General features: G+C 73.7%; 13 protein-coding genes. 10 read left to right on the top strand and 3 right to left on the bottom strand.

Annotated features, from left to right (window positions below; translation table 11 throughout):
* The first annotated feature begins 415 nt into the window (after window positions 1-415).
* On the top strand, window positions 416-3,952 hold the full coding sequence (gene mfd / locus ACZ4W9_RS09100) for a transcription-repair coupling factor (RefSeq protein WP_467934266.1): 3,537 nt from the start codon (window positions 416-418) through the stop codon (window positions 3,950-3,952).
* Between the two features lie 98 nt (window positions 3,953-4,050).
* A complete protein-coding gene (locus ACZ4W9_RS09095) occupies window positions 4,051-4,410 on the top strand; it encodes a MerR family transcriptional regulator (protein ID WP_467934265.1) in 360 nt (119 codons plus the stop codon).
* Window positions 4,411-4,471: 61 nt separating this feature from the next.
* On the opposite strand, the gene ACZ4W9_RS09090 is transcribed toward ACZ4W9_RS09095, so the two are convergent.
* Window positions 4,472-5,239, bottom strand: coding sequence for an SDR family NAD(P)-dependent oxidoreductase (locus ACZ4W9_RS09090; RefSeq protein WP_467934264.1), 768 nt, complete (start codon window positions 5,237-5,239; stop codon window positions 4,472-4,474).
* A 190-nt stretch (window positions 5,240-5,429) separates the two neighbouring features.
* Here ACZ4W9_RS09090 and ACZ4W9_RS09085 point away from each other — a divergent pair, with 190 nt between their 5' ends.
* A complete protein-coding gene (locus ACZ4W9_RS09085) occupies window positions 5,430-6,146 on the top strand; it encodes an HNH endonuclease family protein (protein ID WP_467934262.1) in 717 nt (238 codons plus the stop codon).
* 63 nt (window positions 6,147-6,209) lie between these two features.
* Here ACZ4W9_RS09085 and ACZ4W9_RS09080 read toward each other — a convergent pair whose 3' ends face one another.
* Both ACZ4W9_RS09080 and ACZ4W9_RS09075 read right to left on the bottom strand, forming a co-directional pair.
* Window positions 6,210-6,959, bottom strand: coding sequence for a hypothetical protein (locus ACZ4W9_RS09080; protein ID WP_467934261.1), 750 nt, complete (start codon window positions 6,957-6,959; stop codon window positions 6,210-6,212).
* 171 nt (window positions 6,960-7,130) lie between these two features.
* Entirely contained in the window at window positions 7,131-7,844 is a 714-nt protein-coding gene (locus ACZ4W9_RS09075) for a hypothetical protein (RefSeq protein ID WP_467934260.1), read from the bottom strand.
* Window positions 7,845-8,033: 189 nt separating this feature from the next.
* On the opposite strand from ACZ4W9_RS09075, the gene ACZ4W9_RS09070 reads away from it, so the two are divergent.
* The 7 genes from ACZ4W9_RS09070 (at window position 8,034) to ACZ4W9_RS09040 (ending at window position 17,133) form a co-directional block, all read left to right on the top strand.
* Window positions 8,034-10,478, top strand: coding sequence for an N-6 DNA methylase (locus ACZ4W9_RS09070; protein ID WP_467934259.1), 2,445 nt, complete (start codon window positions 8,034-8,036; stop codon window positions 10,476-10,478).
* 158 nt (window positions 10,479-10,636) lie between these two features.
* Window positions 10,637-11,308, top strand: coding sequence for a hypothetical protein (locus ACZ4W9_RS09065; protein ID WP_467934258.1), 672 nt, complete (start codon window positions 10,637-10,639; stop codon window positions 11,306-11,308).
* 38 nt (window positions 11,309-11,346) lie between these two features.
* Window positions 11,347-12,840 carry a protein kinase domain-containing protein gene (locus tag ACZ4W9_RS09060; RefSeq protein ID WP_467934442.1) on the top strand — a complete coding sequence of 498 codons (1,494 nt, stop codon included), beginning with the start codon at window positions 11,347-11,349 and terminating at the stop codon, window positions 12,838-12,840.
* Between the two features lie 66 nt (window positions 12,841-12,906).
* Window positions 12,907-13,734, top strand: a complete 828-nt coding sequence (locus tag ACZ4W9_RS09055) for a glycoside hydrolase domain-containing protein (protein WP_467934257.1) — start codon at window positions 12,907-12,909, stop codon at window positions 13,732-13,734.
* A 148-nt stretch (window positions 13,735-13,882) separates the two neighbouring features.
* The gene (locus ACZ4W9_RS09050) at window positions 13,883-14,533 is read left to right on the top strand and encodes a SurA N-terminal domain-containing protein (RefSeq protein ID WP_467934256.1); all 651 of its coding nucleotides are present in this window, start codon (window positions 13,883-13,885) and stop codon (window positions 14,531-14,533) included.
* Between the two features lie 116 nt (window positions 14,534-14,649).
* The gene (locus ACZ4W9_RS09045; RefSeq protein ID WP_467934255.1) at window positions 14,650-15,705 is read left to right on the top strand and encodes a nucleoside triphosphate pyrophosphohydrolase; all 1,056 of its coding nucleotides are present in this window, start codon (window positions 14,650-14,652) and stop codon (window positions 15,703-15,705) included.
* A 141-nt stretch (window positions 15,706-15,846) separates the two neighbouring features.
* Window positions 15,847-17,133, top strand: a complete 1,287-nt coding sequence (locus ACZ4W9_RS09040; protein ID WP_467934253.1) for a cytochrome P450 family protein — start codon at window positions 15,847-15,849, stop codon at window positions 17,131-17,133.
* Window positions 17,134-17,186 lie beyond the last annotated feature (53 nt).

Raw genomic sequence — 17,186 nt, 5'->3', positions numbered from 1 at the left:
CGTCGCACTCGCACCCGGAGGAAACCCCCCCCCCCTTTACGACCCCCCCCCCCCCCCCCCCCCCCCCCCCCCCCCCCCCCCCCCCCCCCCCCCCCCCCCCCCCCCCCCCCCCCCCCCCCCCCCCGGGACGACGGCCACCGCACACGGGGGCCGCGGGGAAGCGCCCGGCGCCGGGAAGCCCACCAGGGCCTCCCGGCGCCGCCCCGCGTGTTCACGGGCCCACCCGCCCGACGCGGGCACCCCCGGCCGCGGGCACCTTCCGTGCCCGCGGCCCAGGAGTTGTCCACAAGGCCGGGCCCGAGGTTGTCCACAGGCCCCCGCACGGCCGCCGACACCGTCGTACGCTGGACAGCCCCGGCCCGTCGCACGAGTCGGGCCCTTCGTGTTGCCGACCCCCTGGACGGAAAAAGCCTCCATGAGCCTGCACGGTCTGCTCGACGCCGTCGTCAAGGACCCCGCCCTCGCGGAAGCGATGCGCGCGGCAGCGGACGGCAACCGCCCGCACGTCGACCTGGTCGGCCCCCCGGCGGCCCGCCCCTTCGCCGTCGCCGCCCTGGCCCGGGACGCCGGCCGCCCGGTGCTGGCGGTCACCGCGACCGGCCGCGAGGCCGAGGACCTCGCCGCCGCCCTGCGCTCCCTGCTGCCGCCCGAGGGCGTCGTGGAGTACCCCTCCTGGGAGACCCTCCCGCACGAGCGGCTCAGCCCGCGCAGCGACACCGTCGGCCGCCGCCTCGCCGTCCTGCGCCGCCTCGCCCACCCCCGCCCCGACGACCCCGAGACCGGCCCCGTCTCCGTCGTCGTGGCCCCCGTGCGCTCCGTGCTCCAGCCGCAGGTCAAGGGACTCGGCGACCTGGAACCGGTGGCCCTGCGCACCGGCCAGAGCATCGATCTGGACGGGGTCGTCGAAGCCCTCGCGGCCGCCGCCTACGCCCGCGTGGAGCTGGTCGAGAAGCGCGGCGAGTTCGCCGTGCGCGGCGGCATCCTGGACGTGTTCCCGCCCACCGAGGAACACCCCCTGCGCATCGAGTTCTGGGGCGACGAGGTCGAGGAGATCCGCTACTTCAAGGTCGCCGACCAGCGCTCCCTCGAAGTCGCCGAACACGGCCTGTGGGCGCCCCCCTGCCGCGAGCTGCTGCTCACCGACGACGTCCGCGCCCGCGCGCGTGCCCTCGCCGAGGACCACCCCGAGCTGGGCGAACTGCTCGGCAAGATCGCCGAGGGCATCGCCGTGGAGGGCATGGAATCCCTGGCCCCGGTCCTGGTGGACGACATGGAGCTGCTCCTCGACGTGCTGCCCGAGGGCGCCATGGCCGTCGTCTGCGACCCCGAGCGGGTCCGCACCCGCGCCGCCGACCTCGTCGCCACCAGCCAGGAGTTCCTGCAGGCGTCCTGGGCGGCCACCGCCGGCGGGGGCGAGGCCCCCATCGACGTCGGCGCGGCCTCCCTGTGGTCCATCGCCGACGTCCGCGACCGCGCACGCGAGCTGGACATGATGTGGTGGTCGGTCTCCCCGTTCGCCGCCGACGCCGACGCGGCGGGCGACGCCGACACCCTCAAGCTCGGCATGCGCGCCCCCGAGTCCTACCGCGGCGACACCGCGCGCGCCCTCGCCGACACCAAGGGCTGGCTCGCCGACGGCTGGCGCACGGTGTTCGTCACCGAGGGCCACGGCCCGGCCGCCCGCACGGTGGAGGTGCTCGGCGGCGAGGGCATCGCCGCCCGCCTCGACTCCGACCTCGGCGAACTGAGCCCGTCGGTGGTGCACGTCTCCTGCGGCTCCATCGAGTACGGCTTCGTGGACCCCGCGCTGGGGCTCGCCGTGCTCACCGAGACCGACCTCTCCGGGCAGCGCACCGCCGGCCGCGAGGGCGCCCGCATGCCGGCCCGCCGCCGCAAGACCATCGACCCGCTCACCCTGGAGCCGGGCGACTACATCGTCCACGAACAGCACGGCGTCGGCCGCTACATCGAGATGGTGCAGCGCACCGTGCAGGGCGCCACCCGCGAGTACCTGGTCGTGGAGTACGCGCCCGCCAAGCGCGGCCAGCCCGGCGACCGGCTGTACATCCCGACCGACCAGCTGGAGCAGATCACCAAGTACGTCGGCGGCGAGGCACCCACCCTGCACCGCCTCGGCGGCGCCGACTGGACCAAGACCAAGGCCCGCGCCAAGAAGGCCGTCAAGGAGATCGCCGCCGACCTGATCAAGCTGTACAGCGCGCGCATGGCCGCCCCCGGCCACGCCTTCGGCACCGACACCCCCTGGCAGCGCGAGCTGGAGGACGCCTTCCCCTACGCCGAGACCCCGGACCAGCTCACCACCATCGCCGAGGTCAAGGAGGACATGGAGAAGTCGGTCCCCATGGACCGCCTGGTCTGCGGCGACGTCGGCTACGGCAAGACCGAGATCGCGGTGCGGGCCGCCTTCAAGGCCGTACAGGACGGCAAGCAGGTCGCCGTCCTGGTGCCCACCACCCTGCTGGTCCAGCAGCACTACGGCACGTTCTCCGAGCGGTACGCGCAGTTCCCCGTCAACGTGCGCGCCCTGTCCCGCTTCCAGACCGACACCGAGGCCAAGGCCGTCCTGGAGGGCCTGAAGGAAGGCTCGGTGGACGTCGTCATCGGCACCCACCGCCTGTTCTCCTCCGAGACCAAGTTCAAGGACCTCGGCCTGGTCATCGTCGACGAGGAGCAGCGCTTCGGCGTCGAGCACAAGGAGCAGCTGAAGAAGCTCCGCGCCAACGTCGACGTGCTGACGATGTCCGCCACCCCGATCCCGCGCACCCTGGAGATGGCGGTCACCGGCATCCGCGAGATGTCCACGATCACCACGCCCCCCGAGGAGCGCCACCCGGTGCTCACCTTCGTCGGGCCGTACGAGGAGAAGCAGATCGGCGCCGCCATCCGCCGCGAACTGCTGCGCGAGGGCCAGGTCTTCTACATCCACAACCGCGTCGAGTCCATCGACCGCGCGGCGGCCAGGCTCCGCGAGATCGTCCCCGAGGCGCGCATCGCCACCGCCCACGGCCAGATGTCGGAATCCGCGCTGGAACAGGTCGTGGTCGACTTCTGGGAGAAGAAGTCCGACGTGCTGGTGTCGACCACGATCGTGGAGTCCGGCATCGACATCTCCAACGCCAACACCCTGATCGTGGAGCGCGGCGACACCTTCGGCCTGTCCCAGCTGCACCAGCTGCGCGGCCGGGTCGGCCGGGGCCGCGAGCGCGGGTACGCCTACTTCCTGTACCCGCCGGAGAAGCCGCTGACGGAGACCGCGCACGAGCGCCTCGCGACCATCGCCCAGCACACCGAGATGGGCGCGGGCATGTACGTCGCGATGAAGGACCTGGAGATCCGCGGCGCCGGAAACCTGCTCGGCGGCGAGCAGTCCGGCCACATCGCCGGCGTCGGCTTCGACCTGTATGTCCGCATGGTCGGCGAGGCCGTCGCCGACTACCGGCGCCAGCTGGAGACCGGCGGGATCGAGGAGGAGCCGCCGCTGGAGGTCAAGATCGAGCTGCCCGTCGACGCGCACGTCCCGCACGACTACGCGCCCGGCGAGCGCCTGCGCCTGCAGGCGTACCGCTCGATCGCCTCCGCCAACAGCGAGGAGGACGTCAAGGCCGTCCGCGAGGAACTCACCGACCGCTACGGCAAGCTGCCCGAACCGGTGGAGAACCTGCTGCTGGTGGCCGGCCTCAGGATGCTCGCGCGCGCCTGCGGCGTCGGGGAGATCGTGCTCCAGGGCACCAACATCCGCTTCGCGCCGGTGGAGCTGCGCGAGTCGCAGGAGCTGCGCCTCAAGCGGCTCTACCCCGGCACGGTCATCAAGCCGACCGCCCACCAGGTGCTGGTCCCGCGCCCGAAGACCGCGAAGGTCGGCGGCAAGCCGCTGGTCGGCCGCGAACTGCTGGCCTGGGTCGGCGAGTTCCTCACCTCGGTCCTGGGCTAGGGCCTGTCCGGCCCCGGCGCGGGGTGTGCGGCGACGGGGGCGGCGCGGGGCGCCCGGCGGAGGGGATCGACGGGTGGCGGACGGGACCGGGGGCGCGCGTGCGGATCGGTGAGCTGGCGGAGGCGACCGGCACGACCCCGCGCGCCCTGCGCCACTACGAACGGCAGGGCCTGATCACCTCCGCGCGCGCGGCCAACGGCTACCGGGAGTACGACGCCGGGGCGGTCGTCCGGGTCCGCAACATCCGCCGGCTGCTGACGGCGGGCCTCACCCTGGACGACGTACGGGTGTTCCTGCCCTGCCTGGACGGCGACGTCACCGCCGGCCCCGCCTCGGCCGCGGGGCTGAGGGTCGCCCGGGACCGGCTGGCCGTTCTGGACGCCCGTATCGCGGCCCAGACCCGGCTGCGGGACCGGCTGGCGGCGGCCCTGCGGGAGGCGGACGCCGCCCCCCGGTGAACGGGGCGGGAACGTCCTCGTGGGCGGGCGGACCCGGGCGGGTCCCCGGGCGCGGGCCGGGTCAGGAGACGACCGCGCCGCCGTCCACCGGCAGCACCACGCCGGTCACGAACGACGCGCCCGGGGAGGCGAGCCGGGTGATGGCCCAGGCGACCTCCTCGGGGCGGCCGATACGGCCGAGCGGGGTGTGGTCGAGCTGCCACCGGCGCACGGCGGCCCGCCGCTCGGGCGAGTACCCGCTGTGCTCGGCGATGGGCGTGTCGATGGCGCCCGGGGCCACGGCGACCACCCGGATGCCGTGCGGCGCCAGTTCCACCGCCCAGCCGCGGGTCAGCACCTCCAGGGCGGCCTTGCCCGCCGCGTACAGGGAGTTGCCGGGCCAGCCGCGCTGGCCCACCGACGTCGTCACGTTCACCACCACGCCCCGGCTCTCCTCCAGCGCGGGCAGCGCGGCCTGGGTGAGCAGCACGGGCGCGAGGAGGTTGGTCTCCAGCAGCGGCCGTACCGACGCGCGGGTGTAGCTGCGCAGGGAGTCGTCGGTGACGACGGCCGCGTTGTTGACGAGCACGTCGATCCGGCCGTGGAGCTCCAGCGCGGCCCGTACCACGGAGGCGGGCCCGTCCTCGGCGGTCAGGTCGGCGGACAGGGGAGTGATACGCGGGTGCCCCTCGGCGGTCTTGGCCAGCGGCGCCGCCCGACGGCCGACGGCGACGACCCGGGCGCCCTCGGCGGCGAACGCGTGCGCGGTGGCCCGGCCGATGCCGGTGCCGGCGCCGGTCACGAGGACGGTACGAGAGGGCTGGTTCCCGGGGGTGCTGTTCTCGGTCATGCGGGGATCGTCGGACCCTGACGCCAATGACAAGGTCAAGCGGGACTTGCCCGACGGACAAAACGGTATGTGTCGCCCTATCAGGTGATGAGGCCCCATCTGCTGGACGGCTACGGGAAGTTACCGTGGGGAGCGGAACGATCCGCCCCGCTCCCGACGGGCGGACCAGCACGAGCAAGGGGGACGCACCGTGACGCGTCTGAGGGGCGGGGTGGTCGCCGCCGTGGCCATGCTGGTCGCCGCGACCGGCTGTACGGCCGAGCAGAGCAAGGGGGCCGCCGGGCCCGAGGAGACCGGAGGCGGGGGCGCGGCCCTGTCCGCCGCCGGCGCACTGACCGTCAAGGGACGCGCGCCGAAGACCGGTTACTCCCGCGACCGGTTCGGCACCGCCTGGGCGGACACCGACTCCAACTCCTGCGACACCCGCGACGACATCCTCAAACGCGACCTGAAGAACGTGAGGTTCACCGGCGGCACCTGCAAGGTCTCCGCCGGCCTGCTGGACCCCGACCCCTACTCCGGCAAGGAGATCACCTACCGGCGCGGCCGCAGTCAGGTCGACATCGACCACGTCGTGGCCCTCTCCGACGCCTGGCAGAAGGGCGCCAAGTACTGGGACGCGGCCAAGCGCATCGCCCTGGCCAACGACCCGCTCAACCTGCTCGCGGTCGACGCGAGCACCAACCGCGGCAAGGGCGACGGCGACGCGGCCACCTGGCTCCCGCCCAACAAGGGCTACCGGTGCGGGTATGTCGCCGCCCAGGTCGCGGTCAAGAAGAAGTACGGCCTGTGGGTCACCGCCGCCGAACAGTCGGCCATGAAGAAGGTCCTCGCCGGCTGCCCGGACCAGAAGCTGCCCACCGGCGGCAACCCGACCCGGGCACCGGAACGCTTCCGGGCCCGCTGACCGGGGAAGCCGGCGCCCGGCACCCGCGGTGACCCGGCGCCGGGCCCGGCCCCGTACCGGCCCTTACAGCGAGTCCAGGTCGATGATCTTCCCCGCGGGCTTGTCCGCGGGGACCGGACGGCCGTAGTCGCCGAACGCCAGGTGTATCTGCTCCTTGGCCTTGGCCCCGCTGTCGATCCGCAGCAGGTACGGCTTGCCCTCGGTCGCCACGTGGGCCGTGTAGTCGTCCTTGCCGTCCTTCTCGTGCAGGACGATCGCGGGCGTGCCGTCGACCTTGGTGGTCTTGCCGCGGGTGGCCTCCGTGTCGCCGTCGCTCACGTCGCCGAGGATCGTGTCCAGGTCGCAGAAGCTCGCGATGTCCTTGGCGTCCTGGCCCTTCACGGCCATCTTGGTCCACTTGCCGGCGAGCATGTCGACGGCCGCGTCGGTGTCCTCCTTGGACTCGCCCTCGCTCTGGGCGCGCAGGAACTTCTCGTCGTACTTCATGTAGACGGTGCTGCCGGTCTTGATCAGATCGGTCCTGCCCTCGCCGCCGATGCTCATCGTGCCGGCGCAGCGGCCCTTCTTGTCGAGCGCCATGTCGATCTCGATGATGCCCTTGCTCTCGTCGTCGGGGACCTGGCCCTTCAGGCGCAGGGACGAGGCACTGGTGGTGGTCTTCATCGCGCGCTCGGCGATCTCACTACCGCTCAGCCCGGCGAACGGGCCCTTCGGCTTGCTGTCGGCCGAGTCGTTCCCCGACTGGCAGCCGGTGGTGAGTCCCGCGGTGGCCGCGGCGGCGAGACAGAGAGCGGCAAAAGCGGTACGACGCATGACGGTTCCTTGCTGAGAGAGGTGTTCTGATGAGCGGGGAGCCGGGGGGCTCCGGGGTGAGTGGTACGGGGGTGAGTGGTGGGGCGTGGGTGGTGCGGGTGCTGGGGTCGTGGGGGGTGGTGCGGCGCCGGCGCGGGGTGAGTGTCCCCGCGCCGGGGTGGGCAAACGGGGTCAGGCCTTCTTCCAGTCGCCGCAGTCGGTCGTCTTGAAGTAGCCGTCCGAGGCGCTGATGGTGACCACGGCCGTGCCGGTCACGTTGTTGTTGGCGATGATCGAGTCCAGGCCCTGGTCGGCGTCCTTGCTGCGCTCCCAGTAGCAGGAGTCGTCGGCGTTCCCGGCCGACTTGTAGGTGCCCGGCGCGATGTCCGTACCCACCTTGAACATACCCCCGTCGCCGTCCATGGAGGTGGCGGGCGTGCCCTTCGCCTTCGGGTCGACGGCCTCCCAGTCGGAGCAGCCGTTGGACTTGAACAGCTTGTCGGTGGCCTTGATGGTCACGTAACTCGTGCCGCTCACATTGTCGTTGGCGAGCGTGGAGTCCAGTTCGCCGGAGGCGTCCTTGGCACGCTCCCAGTAGCACATGTCGTCGGTGTTGCCGGTCGTCCGGTACGTCCCCGGCTTGATGTCGGTGCCGACCTGGTACTCGCCGTCGCCCCCGAAGGCGGCCTTCTTCTCCTCGGCGGCCTTGGCGGCGCCCGAACCCTTCGAGCCGTCCGCCTCCTTGCCGCCGTCACCGGGCCGGTGCCCGGCCGAGGCCGAGGAACCGGCCTTGGCGCCGCCGCCGGAACCACCGTCCTTGTCGTCGCTGCCGACGGTGGCGGACACGGCCCCGATGACGGCGAGCCCCACTACCGCGCCGATCGCGACCTTGGCCTTCATGCCCATGACGATTCCCTCCCCGAATGCGGCGGCCTCCCCCTCCGGTGACCGCTCGTTCGCTGGGTCAATAACAGCAGAGCGTGTGAACCGAGTCAACACGATTCACACCTTCGTGTGTGTACACGTCCGTGAACCCATGGATCTTGTGTACGCCGGTATGCTCGGCGCACACACGGGACGAGGGGAGCGAAGCCGGTGCAGGACAACGCGACAGAGGTGACCGCGGCCGGGATCGCCCGGCTCGCCGGGGTGGGGCGGGCCGCCGTCAGCAACTGGCGCCGCAGGCACGCCGATTTCCCCAAGCCGGTCGGCGGCAGCGAGACCAGCCCGTCCTTCGCCCTGGCCGAGGTCGAGGCATGGCTGCGCAAGCAGGGCAAACTCGCGGAAGTACCCCTGCGGGAACGGGTCTGGCAGCAGCTCGCCGGCCATCCGGAAGGCCCGCTGACGGCCCTGGTGCACGCGGGGTGCGCGCTGCTGCTGATCCACGAACGCCCCACGGTCTGGCTCGACGCGAGCGCTGGCTCCGACGCGAGGCTGGCCGCGATGCTGCCGGGGGCGCTGGAGAAGGTGCTGACGCCTCGACTCGGGGGCGCGCGGGGGCGCGGGAGTGGCGGCCGGGGAGGGGGTGCGGGTGTGGGGCTGGGTGCGAGTGCGGGCGCGGGCGGGGGTGGCGGTGTGAACGCGGCTTTCGGGCGATTCGGTGCGAACGCCCCGCTCAAGGCCCCGGCTGTGAACGCGGATTCGGCGACGTCCGGTGTGAACGCGGACGTCACCACGCCCGACGTGAACGCGGACGCCACCGCGCCGCGTGTGAACGCCGGCCCCACCGCGCCCGCTGTGAACTCCTCACCGACGGCGCCGACTGTGAACACTCCACCCACCGTTCACACCGAACCAGCCGTCCACGCCACACCACCCGTTCACGCGAAGCCGGCCCTGCACACCGCGCCGGCCACCCCCACCCCGCCCGCACCCACCCCGCCGTTCACCTCCACCCCGCCTCCGCCCCCCGCCCCCGCCCTCACCACCCCCACCGGCCCCCAGCTCCTCCCCTCCGTCCCCCTCCTCCGCGGCGCCGCCGAACTCGCCGCCGAGACCGGCGCCCGGCAGACGTTCGAGTTCCTGCTCGGCCGGCACCTGGACGCCAACCCGCGCCAGTACACGCTCACCCCGGCCGAACTGGCGGGCCTCATGGCCGACCTGGCCGGCCCCGCCCGCACCGTCCTGGACCCGGCCTGCGGCACCGGCGCCCTGCTGCGCGCCGTCGACCCCCGCCCCGACCAGGAGCTGTACGCCCAGGACAGCGCCCCCGAACTCGCCGCGCTCAGCGCGCTGCGACTGGCGCTGCACAGCCGGGCCGCCGTGCGCGCCGCCGTCGGCGACACCCTGCGCGCCGACGCCCACCCCGCGCTGCGCGCCGACGCGGTCCTGTGCCATCCGCCGTTCAACGAGCGCAACTGGGGCCACGACGAACTCGCCTACGACCCCCGCTGGGAGTACGGCTTCCCGGCGCGCACGGAGTCCGAGCTGGCCTGGGCGCAGCACGCGCTGGCCCGGCTGGCCGACGGCGGCACCGCCGTCCTGCTGATGCCGCCGGCCGCCGCCTCCCGCCGCTCCGGGCGCCGGATCCGCGCCGATCTGCTGCGCCGGGGCGCGCTGCGGGCCGTGATCGCGTTGCCCGTCGGCGCGGCCCCGCCGTACAACATCCCGCTGCACCTGTGGGTGCTGCGCCGCCCCGACCGCACACCGGCGGCCCCCGAGGTGCTGCTCGTGGACACGGGACGGTTCGCCGGGGAGGCACGCGGCGGCCCCGACTGGGAGGCGGTGCGGGACGCGGTGCTGGACGCCTGGCGGGCCTACGCGCACGCGGGGCGGCTCGCGGAGCGGCCCGGGCTCGCCCGGTCCGTGCCGGTCATCGAACTCCTCGACGACGACGTGGACCTCGCCCCCGCCCGCCATCTGCCGCCGGCCGCGCTGGCCGAGGGCGCCGAGCAGCTCACCCGGGTGCGCGAACGCCTGGGTGCGACCCTGCGCCTGACCGCCGACCTCACCCCGCCGCCCGCCGACCCGGCAGCGCCCGCGCGCTGGCCGCTGACGACCGTCGGCGAACTCGCGCGCGGGGGCGCGCTGGTGATGCGTACCGGCGGAAACGGCGGCCACGCGCGCGTGCCGGTGCTCACCGACCACGACGTCCTCGCCGGGACGGCACCCTCCGGCACGCTGCCCGAGAGCGAGGAGGAGGCCGTGCTGACCGAGCCGGGCGACGTCGTCGTACCGGTGCTCGGCGGGGGCGCGGTGGCGCGGGTGATCGACGAGGCGACGGGGGGCGCCGCCCTGGGGCGCAACCTGGTGCTGCTGCGTCCCGACCGCACGGCGCTCGACCCGTGGTTCCTGGCCGGGTTCCTGCGCGGTACCGCCAACAACCGGCAGGCCAGCAGCTACGCCTCCACCGCGACCCGGCTGGACGTGCGCCGGCTGCACCTGCCCCGGCTCCCGCTGGAGGAGCAGCGGCGCTACGGCGCGCGGTTCCGCGCGCTCGACGAGTTCGAGCGGGCGCTGCGGCACGCGAGCCGGCTCGGGGAGCAGCTGGTGCGCGGGATGTACGACGGGCTCACCGACGGCACGGTGGCCCCGGACTGATCCCGCGCGGCCACCGGACAACGGTTCGGTACAACTCCGATCACTTGTCCCCGGCGGGCCATATGCTCGAAGCGACAACCGCGCGCCCGGCGCGGTCCGGGCCCCCGCGGACCAGGACGGGCGGGCGGCCACGCCCACTTCCAGGATCGGGAGCAGCCATGCAAGGCCACGGCTACGGACAGCCGGCGAAGCAGCCGCCGCACACCGCGTGGCTGGTTTTCCTGCGTGTGCTGTTCGTGGCGCTCGGGATCCTCACCCTCGGCTTCCTGTCCTGGGTGATGCTGCTGCGGCTGGCGGCCGTCACGCGCCGGTCGCTGGACTGGGGGCTGTTCGTGGCGGTGCTGGCCGCCGACGTCCTGGGCGTCGTCCTGCTGGCGATGGAGCCCGGCGACGAGATCCACACCACGGGCGGTTACGTGGGCCTGTTCCTGGTGCTCGGCACGCTCGTGGGCGCGATCGCGTACTACCTGGCCGCGGACATCCGCCACTTCCTGCTGCGCCAGGAGGCGTACGCGACGCCGCCCGGAGCCCCGGCGTACGGCTACCCGGCCCCCGCGACGCCGTACGGCGCGATGTCCGTGCCGACCACGCCGATCACGCCGTCCACACCGGCCGCCCCGGTCGTACCGGCCATGCCCTTCACCCCGGCCGCCCAGGCCGCGCACCGGGCGCCCGCCGCGCCGCACACCCCGCCCCCGGTGCCGCACACGCCCGTGCCCGCGCCCCCGCCGGCCGGCCCGGCGCCCGCGCGGATCGACCAGGTGCGCGCGGAGCTGGACGAGCTGAGCGACTACCTGCGCCGGCGGGACGGCCACGAGGGCGGACGGTGAGCGGGGCGACGGGACGCGTCGTCGCCGGTCGATACGAACTGTCCACGCTCATCGGGCAGGGCGGCATGGGCCAGGTCTGGACGGCGTACGACCGGCGGCTGGACCGGCGTGTGGCGGTGAAGCTGCTGCGCCCGGACAAGGTGGCGGGCCAGGAGGCGGACGAGCTGCGCCGCCGCTTCCTGCGCGAGTGCCGGGTCACCGCGCAGGTGGACCACCCCGGCCTGGTGACCGTGCACGACGCGGGCAGCGAGGGCGACGAGCTGTTCCTCGTCATGCAGTACGTCGACGGCGCCGACCTGTCCGACCACCTCGCCGAGCACGACCCGTACCCGTGGCCGTGGGCGGTCGCGGTGGCCGCGCAACTGTGCGCCGTGCTGAGCGCCGTGCACGCCGTGCCGATCGTGCACCGCGACCTCAAGCCGCGCAACGTGATGGTGAAGCAGGACGGCACGATCACCGTGCTCGACCTCGGCGTGGCCTCGGTGATGGACACCGACACCACCCGCCTCACCCACACCGGCTCCCCGATCGGCTCGCCCGCCTACATGGCGCCCGAGCAGGCGATGGGCGGCGCGGTCGGCCCGTACACCGACCTGTACGCGCTCGGCGTGCTCCTGCACGAACTGCTCAGCGGCGAGGTGCCCTTCGCGGGCTCCACGGCGCTCGGTGTGCTGCACCGGCACCTGTACGAGCCCCCGCTGCCCGTGCGCCGGATCCGCCCCGAGGTCCCCGAGGCGCTGGAGACGCTGGTGCTGCGCCTGCTCGCCAAGGACCCGCAGCACCGGCCGGCGTCCGCGCAGGAGGTCTACGAGGACCTGGCGCTGCTGCTGCCCGGGCGCGGCACCCCCACCGGGGCGCCCCTGGATCCCACGCGCCCCTTCCTGCGTCCGCACGCCCCCTGGCCGGACCGCGCGCGGACGCCCGCGCCGCGGCCCGCGCCCGTCGCGCCCGCGCCGCCGGTGGCCGGGAAGCCGGATGTCGCCGCCGCCGTGGACGAGGTCAAGCGGCTGCTGGGGGAGGGCCGTATCACCCAGGCCGTGGACATCCTGGGCGCGATCCTGCCGGCCGCCGCCGAGCAGCACGGCGAGCACTCCCCGGTCGTCCGCACCCTGCGCAAGCAGTACGTGGCCACCCTCCTGGACGACGGCCAGTACCGGCGTGCGCTGCCCGAACTGCGCCGGCTCGCCGACGAACGCGCCGCCGAGGCCGGCCAGGCGGACCCGCAGTCGCTGCGCTACCGCTACGAGGCCGCGCAGTGCCTGGAGCAGCTCGGCGAACCGGCGGCGGCGCTCGCCGAGTACCGCGCGCTGCTGCCGTACTACGAGAACCAGTACGTCTCCGGAGACCCGCACCTCGCCCACGAGGTGCGCCGGCGCATCGGCCATCTGCTGCTCGCGCTCGGCGACCGGCCGGCCGCCCACGACACGCTCGCGCGGCTGGTGCTGGACGTCGAGCGGCTGCACGGCCCCGGCCACCCGCTGGCCGTGGAGGTACGGCGGACCCTCCAGTGGCTCGGACAAGTGCGCGGATAGATTGTCCTCGGTTTCGTCAGACACGCACGCGTGCAAGCCGCCGTGCGCGACAAAGGGGTGGGGCACATGGCCGGTCACCGGCTGTCCAAGAAGCGCAGATACATCGCCTGGGGAGTGGCCGGCACGGTGGTCGCCGCCGGGGCCGGCATCGCCGCCCAGACCTCCATGGCCGCCACTTCCTGGCCCGCGCAGAAGACGTTCACCGGCCGTGCGTTCGACACCTGCACCGCGCCCTCGCTGTCCGCGATGAAGGCCTGGAACACCGGCTTCTACGGCGCCGCCGCCGTCTACGTGGGCGGCAAGAACCGCGGCTGCGCACAGCCCAACCTCACCGCGTCCTGGGTGAAGTCGGTGAACTCCCTCGGCTGGAAGCTCGTCCCGATCTACGTCGGCGCCCAGCCGCCCTGCCAGACCGGCTCCAGCCCCGAGAAGCTGAGCGCCGCCACGGCCGCCTCCCTGGGCGCGAAGGACGCCGCCGACGCCGTGGCCAAGGCGTCCGCGCTCCGCATGAAGGCCGGCAGCCCCATCTACCTCGACATGGAGGCGTACGACGTCAAGAACAAGGCGTGCAACGACGCCGTGCTGACGTACGTGCGCTCCTTCATGAAGACGCTGCGCGCCAAGACCTACCGCGGCGGCTACTACGGCTTCACCAGCTCCAGCGCCAAGGCCGTCGCCACCGCGGCCGACAAGAAGGACCTGCCGGGCAACCTCTGGTACGCGCTGTACGACAAGAAGAACACGACGACCGCGGACTGGCCGTGGGGCGCCGCCCAGTTCACCCCTCACAGCCGCGGCCACCAGTACATGGTCAACAGCAAGGAGACGCGCGGCGGCGTCACGCTGACCGTCGACCGGAACGCCTGGGACGCCCCGGTGGCCCTCATCGGCTGATCCGGCGGACCGCTCCGAAGGGGCGCGGCGGTGCCCGAAGCGGGCGCGAATCGTTGGTCGAATGGGTTGGCCGCGGCCTGCCCACTGCCTACCATCGATCATCGCAAGACTTTGTGCACCGCCGCACAATCTCCCCCAGGAGGTTTCCTTGCACCGCCGCCGTCGCACCGCGCTCGTCCTCACCGCCGCGATCGCCGCCGCGGCCCCCCTGCTGACCGCCTGCGGAAGCGACGCGCATCCGGGCGCCGCGGCCGTCGTCGGCGGGCAGCGGATCACCGTCGCCCAGCTGGAGAGCCGGGTCGACGAGGTCCGCCGGGCCCAGCGGGCCGCGGTGCCGGACGACACGCAGTACCAGCAGGTCGTCTCCTCCACCAGCAGCCTCACCCGCGACACCCTGCACAACATGGTGCTCGACCGGGTCCTGCACCACGCCGCCCGGGACAAGGGCGTCTCGGTCACCCGCAAGGAGATCCAGCAGATGCGCGCCGGCCTGGAGCAGCAGGCCGGCGGCGGCAAGGGCCTGGAGATGGCCTGGCTGCAGAAGTACGGCATCTCACCGGCCCGTCTCGACGACAACCTGCGCCTGCAACTGGAGGCGCAGAAGCTCGCCGCCAAGCTCGGCACCGACACCAGCCAGCCCGCGTTCTGGCAGGCCCTGTCCAAGGCGTCCACGAACCTCCACGTCGACCTCAACCCGCGCTACGGCACCTGGGACGTGCAGAAGAGCAGCCGGGTGGACGCCAAGACACCGTGGGTCCGGGAGGTCACGGCGGCGGGCGGGCAGCCCGTGACGGCGTAGGCGGGGCGGCGTAGACGGGTCGGTGTGGGCGGCCGGTTCGGTCATACGATCACACGAGTCCTCGGCCCTGTGGACAACTCGATCCACGCTTCCGAGCCGTGGGTTACGTTCGGATCGTGAACGAATCCAGTGCCGAAGCCCGTCCCGCCCCCGGCCGGGAAGCCGCCCCCGGCCGCGTCGTCCTGCTGACCACCAGCCACCGCGTCGCCCCCGGCCTGCTGTCCTGGCCCGCCTGGCAGGCCCTGCGCGCCGCCGACACCGTGCTGTGCGCGGACGGCGCGCATCCCCAGCTGCCGTATCTGCGGGAGGCCGGGATAGCGGTGACGCAGGCGTCCCCCACCGCGCCGGAACTGGTCGACGCCTGCGCCGGCGGGCGGACGGTGGTGGTCGTGGCGACCGGCGAGGGCGAGCCGGCGCTCACCGACGGCCTCGCCCGCCTGGCCGGCTCCGGCCGGGTCGCCATGCCCGAGCTGGAGCTGCTCCCCGCCTCCTACGACCTGCCCGGCGCCCGCCTGCTGGACCTGGTGCAGGTCATGGACCGCATCCGCGCCGAGTGCCCCTGGTCCTCCCGGCAGACCCACGAGGGCCTGGCCAAGTACGGCATCGAGGAGGCCTACGAACTGGTCGAGGCGATCGAGGCCGGCGACCGCGCGGAGCTGCGCGAGGAGCTGGGCGACGTCCTCCTCCAGGTCGTCTTCCACTCCCGGATCGCCGAGGAGGACCCGGACGCGCCCTTCTCCGTCGACGACGTGGCGGGCGGCATCGTCGCCAAGCTCATCCACCGCCACCCGCACGTCTTCGGCGACGAGGTGGCCGAGACCCCGGAGGACGTCAAGGAGCACTGGCTGCGCACCAAGGCCGAGGAGAAGCAGCGCACCTCCGTGACGGAGGGCGTCCCGCTCGGCCAGCCCGGCCTGGCCCTCGCCGCCAAGCTCGCCTCCCGGGTGCGTACGGCGGGCCTGGAGGTGCCCCTGCCCCGCGGGGAGGGCATCGGGTACGCACTGCTGGCGCTGGCGGTGCGCGCCGAGGCGGACGGCGTCGACCCGGAGGCGGCGCTGCGGGCGGCGGCCCGGGTGTACCGGGACGCGATCAAGGACAGTGAGGCGGCGCGCGCGGCCGGCGGCGGAGAGCAGGGCGAGGGGGCCGAGGGAGACGAGGGAGCCGAGGGGTAGGTACCGCCTCGGTGCCCTGCTGGACCGGCAGGGCAAGGAAGAGGAGGCCCGGCGCTGGTGGCGGGAGGCGGCCGGCCGCGGGCACCACGCCGCCCGCGAGGCCCCCGGCGAGCCGCCCGGGGCTCCGGATACGGTCGAGGAGTGACCGAGCAGCACCATCCCGACCAGCCGGGCCCCGACCAGCCGGCCCCCGCCCTCTTCACGTGGGAGTTCGCCGCCGACCCCTACCCCGCCTACGCCTGGCTGCGCGAGCACGCCCCGGTGCACCGCACGCGGCTGCCGAGCGGGGTCGAGGCGTGGCTGGTCACCCGGTACGCCGATGCCCGGCAGGCCCTGGCCGACCAGCGGCTGAGCAAGAACCCGGCGCACCACGACGAGCCCGCGCACGCCAAGGGCAAGACCGGCATCCCCGGCGAGCGCAAGGCCGAGCTGATGACGCACCTGCTGAACATCGACCCCCCGGACCACACCCGGCTGCGGCGGCTGGTCAGCAAGGCGTTCACCCCGCGCCGGGTCGCCGAGTTCGCGCCCCGGGTGCAGGAGCTGACCGACCGGCTCATCGACCGGTTCGCCGAGACCGGCTCCGCCGACCTCATCCACGACTTCGCCTTCCCGCTGCCCATCTACGCCATCTGCGACCTGCTCGGCGTCCCGCGCGAGGACCAGGACGACTTCCGGGACTGGGCGGGCATGATGATCCGGCACGGGGGCGGACCGAGGGGCGGGGTCGCGCGGTCGGTGAAGAAGATGCGCGGCTACCTCGCCGAGCTGATCCACCGCAAGCGCGAGGCGCTGTCCGCCACGCCCGCGCCCGGCGAGGACCTGATCTCCGGCCTCATCCGCGCCTCCGACCACGGCGAGCACCTCACCGAGAACGAGGCCGCCGCCATGGCCTTCATCCTGCTGTTCGCCGGCTTCGAGACCACCGTCAACCTCATCGGCAACGGCACCTACGCCCTGCTCACCCACCCCGGGCAGCGCACCCGGCTCCAGGGCTCCCTGGCCCGCGGCGAACGGGACCTGCTGGAGACCGGCGTCGAGGAACTGCTGCGCTACGACGGCCCGGTGGAGCTGGCCACCTGGCGGTTCGCCACCGAGCCGCTGACCATCGGCGGAAAGCGGATCGCGCAAGGCGACCCGGTGCTCGTCGTGCTCGCCGCCGCGGACCGGGACCCCGAGCGGTTCGCCGACCCGGACGTGCTGGACCTCGGCCGCCGCGACAACCAGCACCTCGGCTACGGCCACGGCATCCACTACTGCCTGGGCGCGCCGCTCGCCCGGCTGGAGGGCCAGACCGCGCTGGCCACCCTGTTCACCCGCCTGCCCGACCTGCGGCTGGCCGCCGATCCGGCCGAGCTGCGCTGGCGCGGCGGGCTCATCATGCGCGGCCTGCGCACCCTGCCGGTGGAGTTCACGCCGACCGCCTGAACACAGTCTCTCCCCGGCGAGATGACACTTTCTCAACTCTGTGATCTTCACGT

It is taken from the genome of Streptomyces sp. NPDC029296 (assembly GCF_055569255.1).
Note: the sequence above shows the minus strand (reverse complement) of the source record. Positions and strands in the feature narration are given on the sequence as shown.

Coding starts and splice junctions, on each gene's coding strand:
- ACZ4W9_RS09080 (WP_467934261.1), bottom strand. CDS start 6,959: ATGCGTCGTACCGCTTTTGCCGCTCTCTGTCTCGCCGCCGCGGCCACC.
- mfd (WP_467934266.1), top strand. CDS start 416: ATGAGCCTGCACGGTCTGCTCGACGCCGTCGTCAAGGACCCCGCCCTC.
- ACZ4W9_RS09090 (WP_467934264.1), bottom strand. CDS start 5,239: ATGACCGAGAACAGCACCCCCGGGAACCAGCCCTCTCGTACCGTCCTC.
- ACZ4W9_RS09065 (WP_467934258.1), top strand. CDS start 10,637: ATGCAAGGCCACGGCTACGGACAGCCGGCGAAGCAGCCGCCGCACACC.
- ACZ4W9_RS09075 (WP_467934260.1), bottom strand. CDS start 7,844: ATGGGCATGAAGGCCAAGGTCGCGATCGGCGCGGTAGTGGGGCTCGCC.
- ACZ4W9_RS09055 (WP_467934257.1), top strand. CDS start 12,907: ATGGCCGGTCACCGGCTGTCCAAGAAGCGCAGATACATCGCCTGGGGA.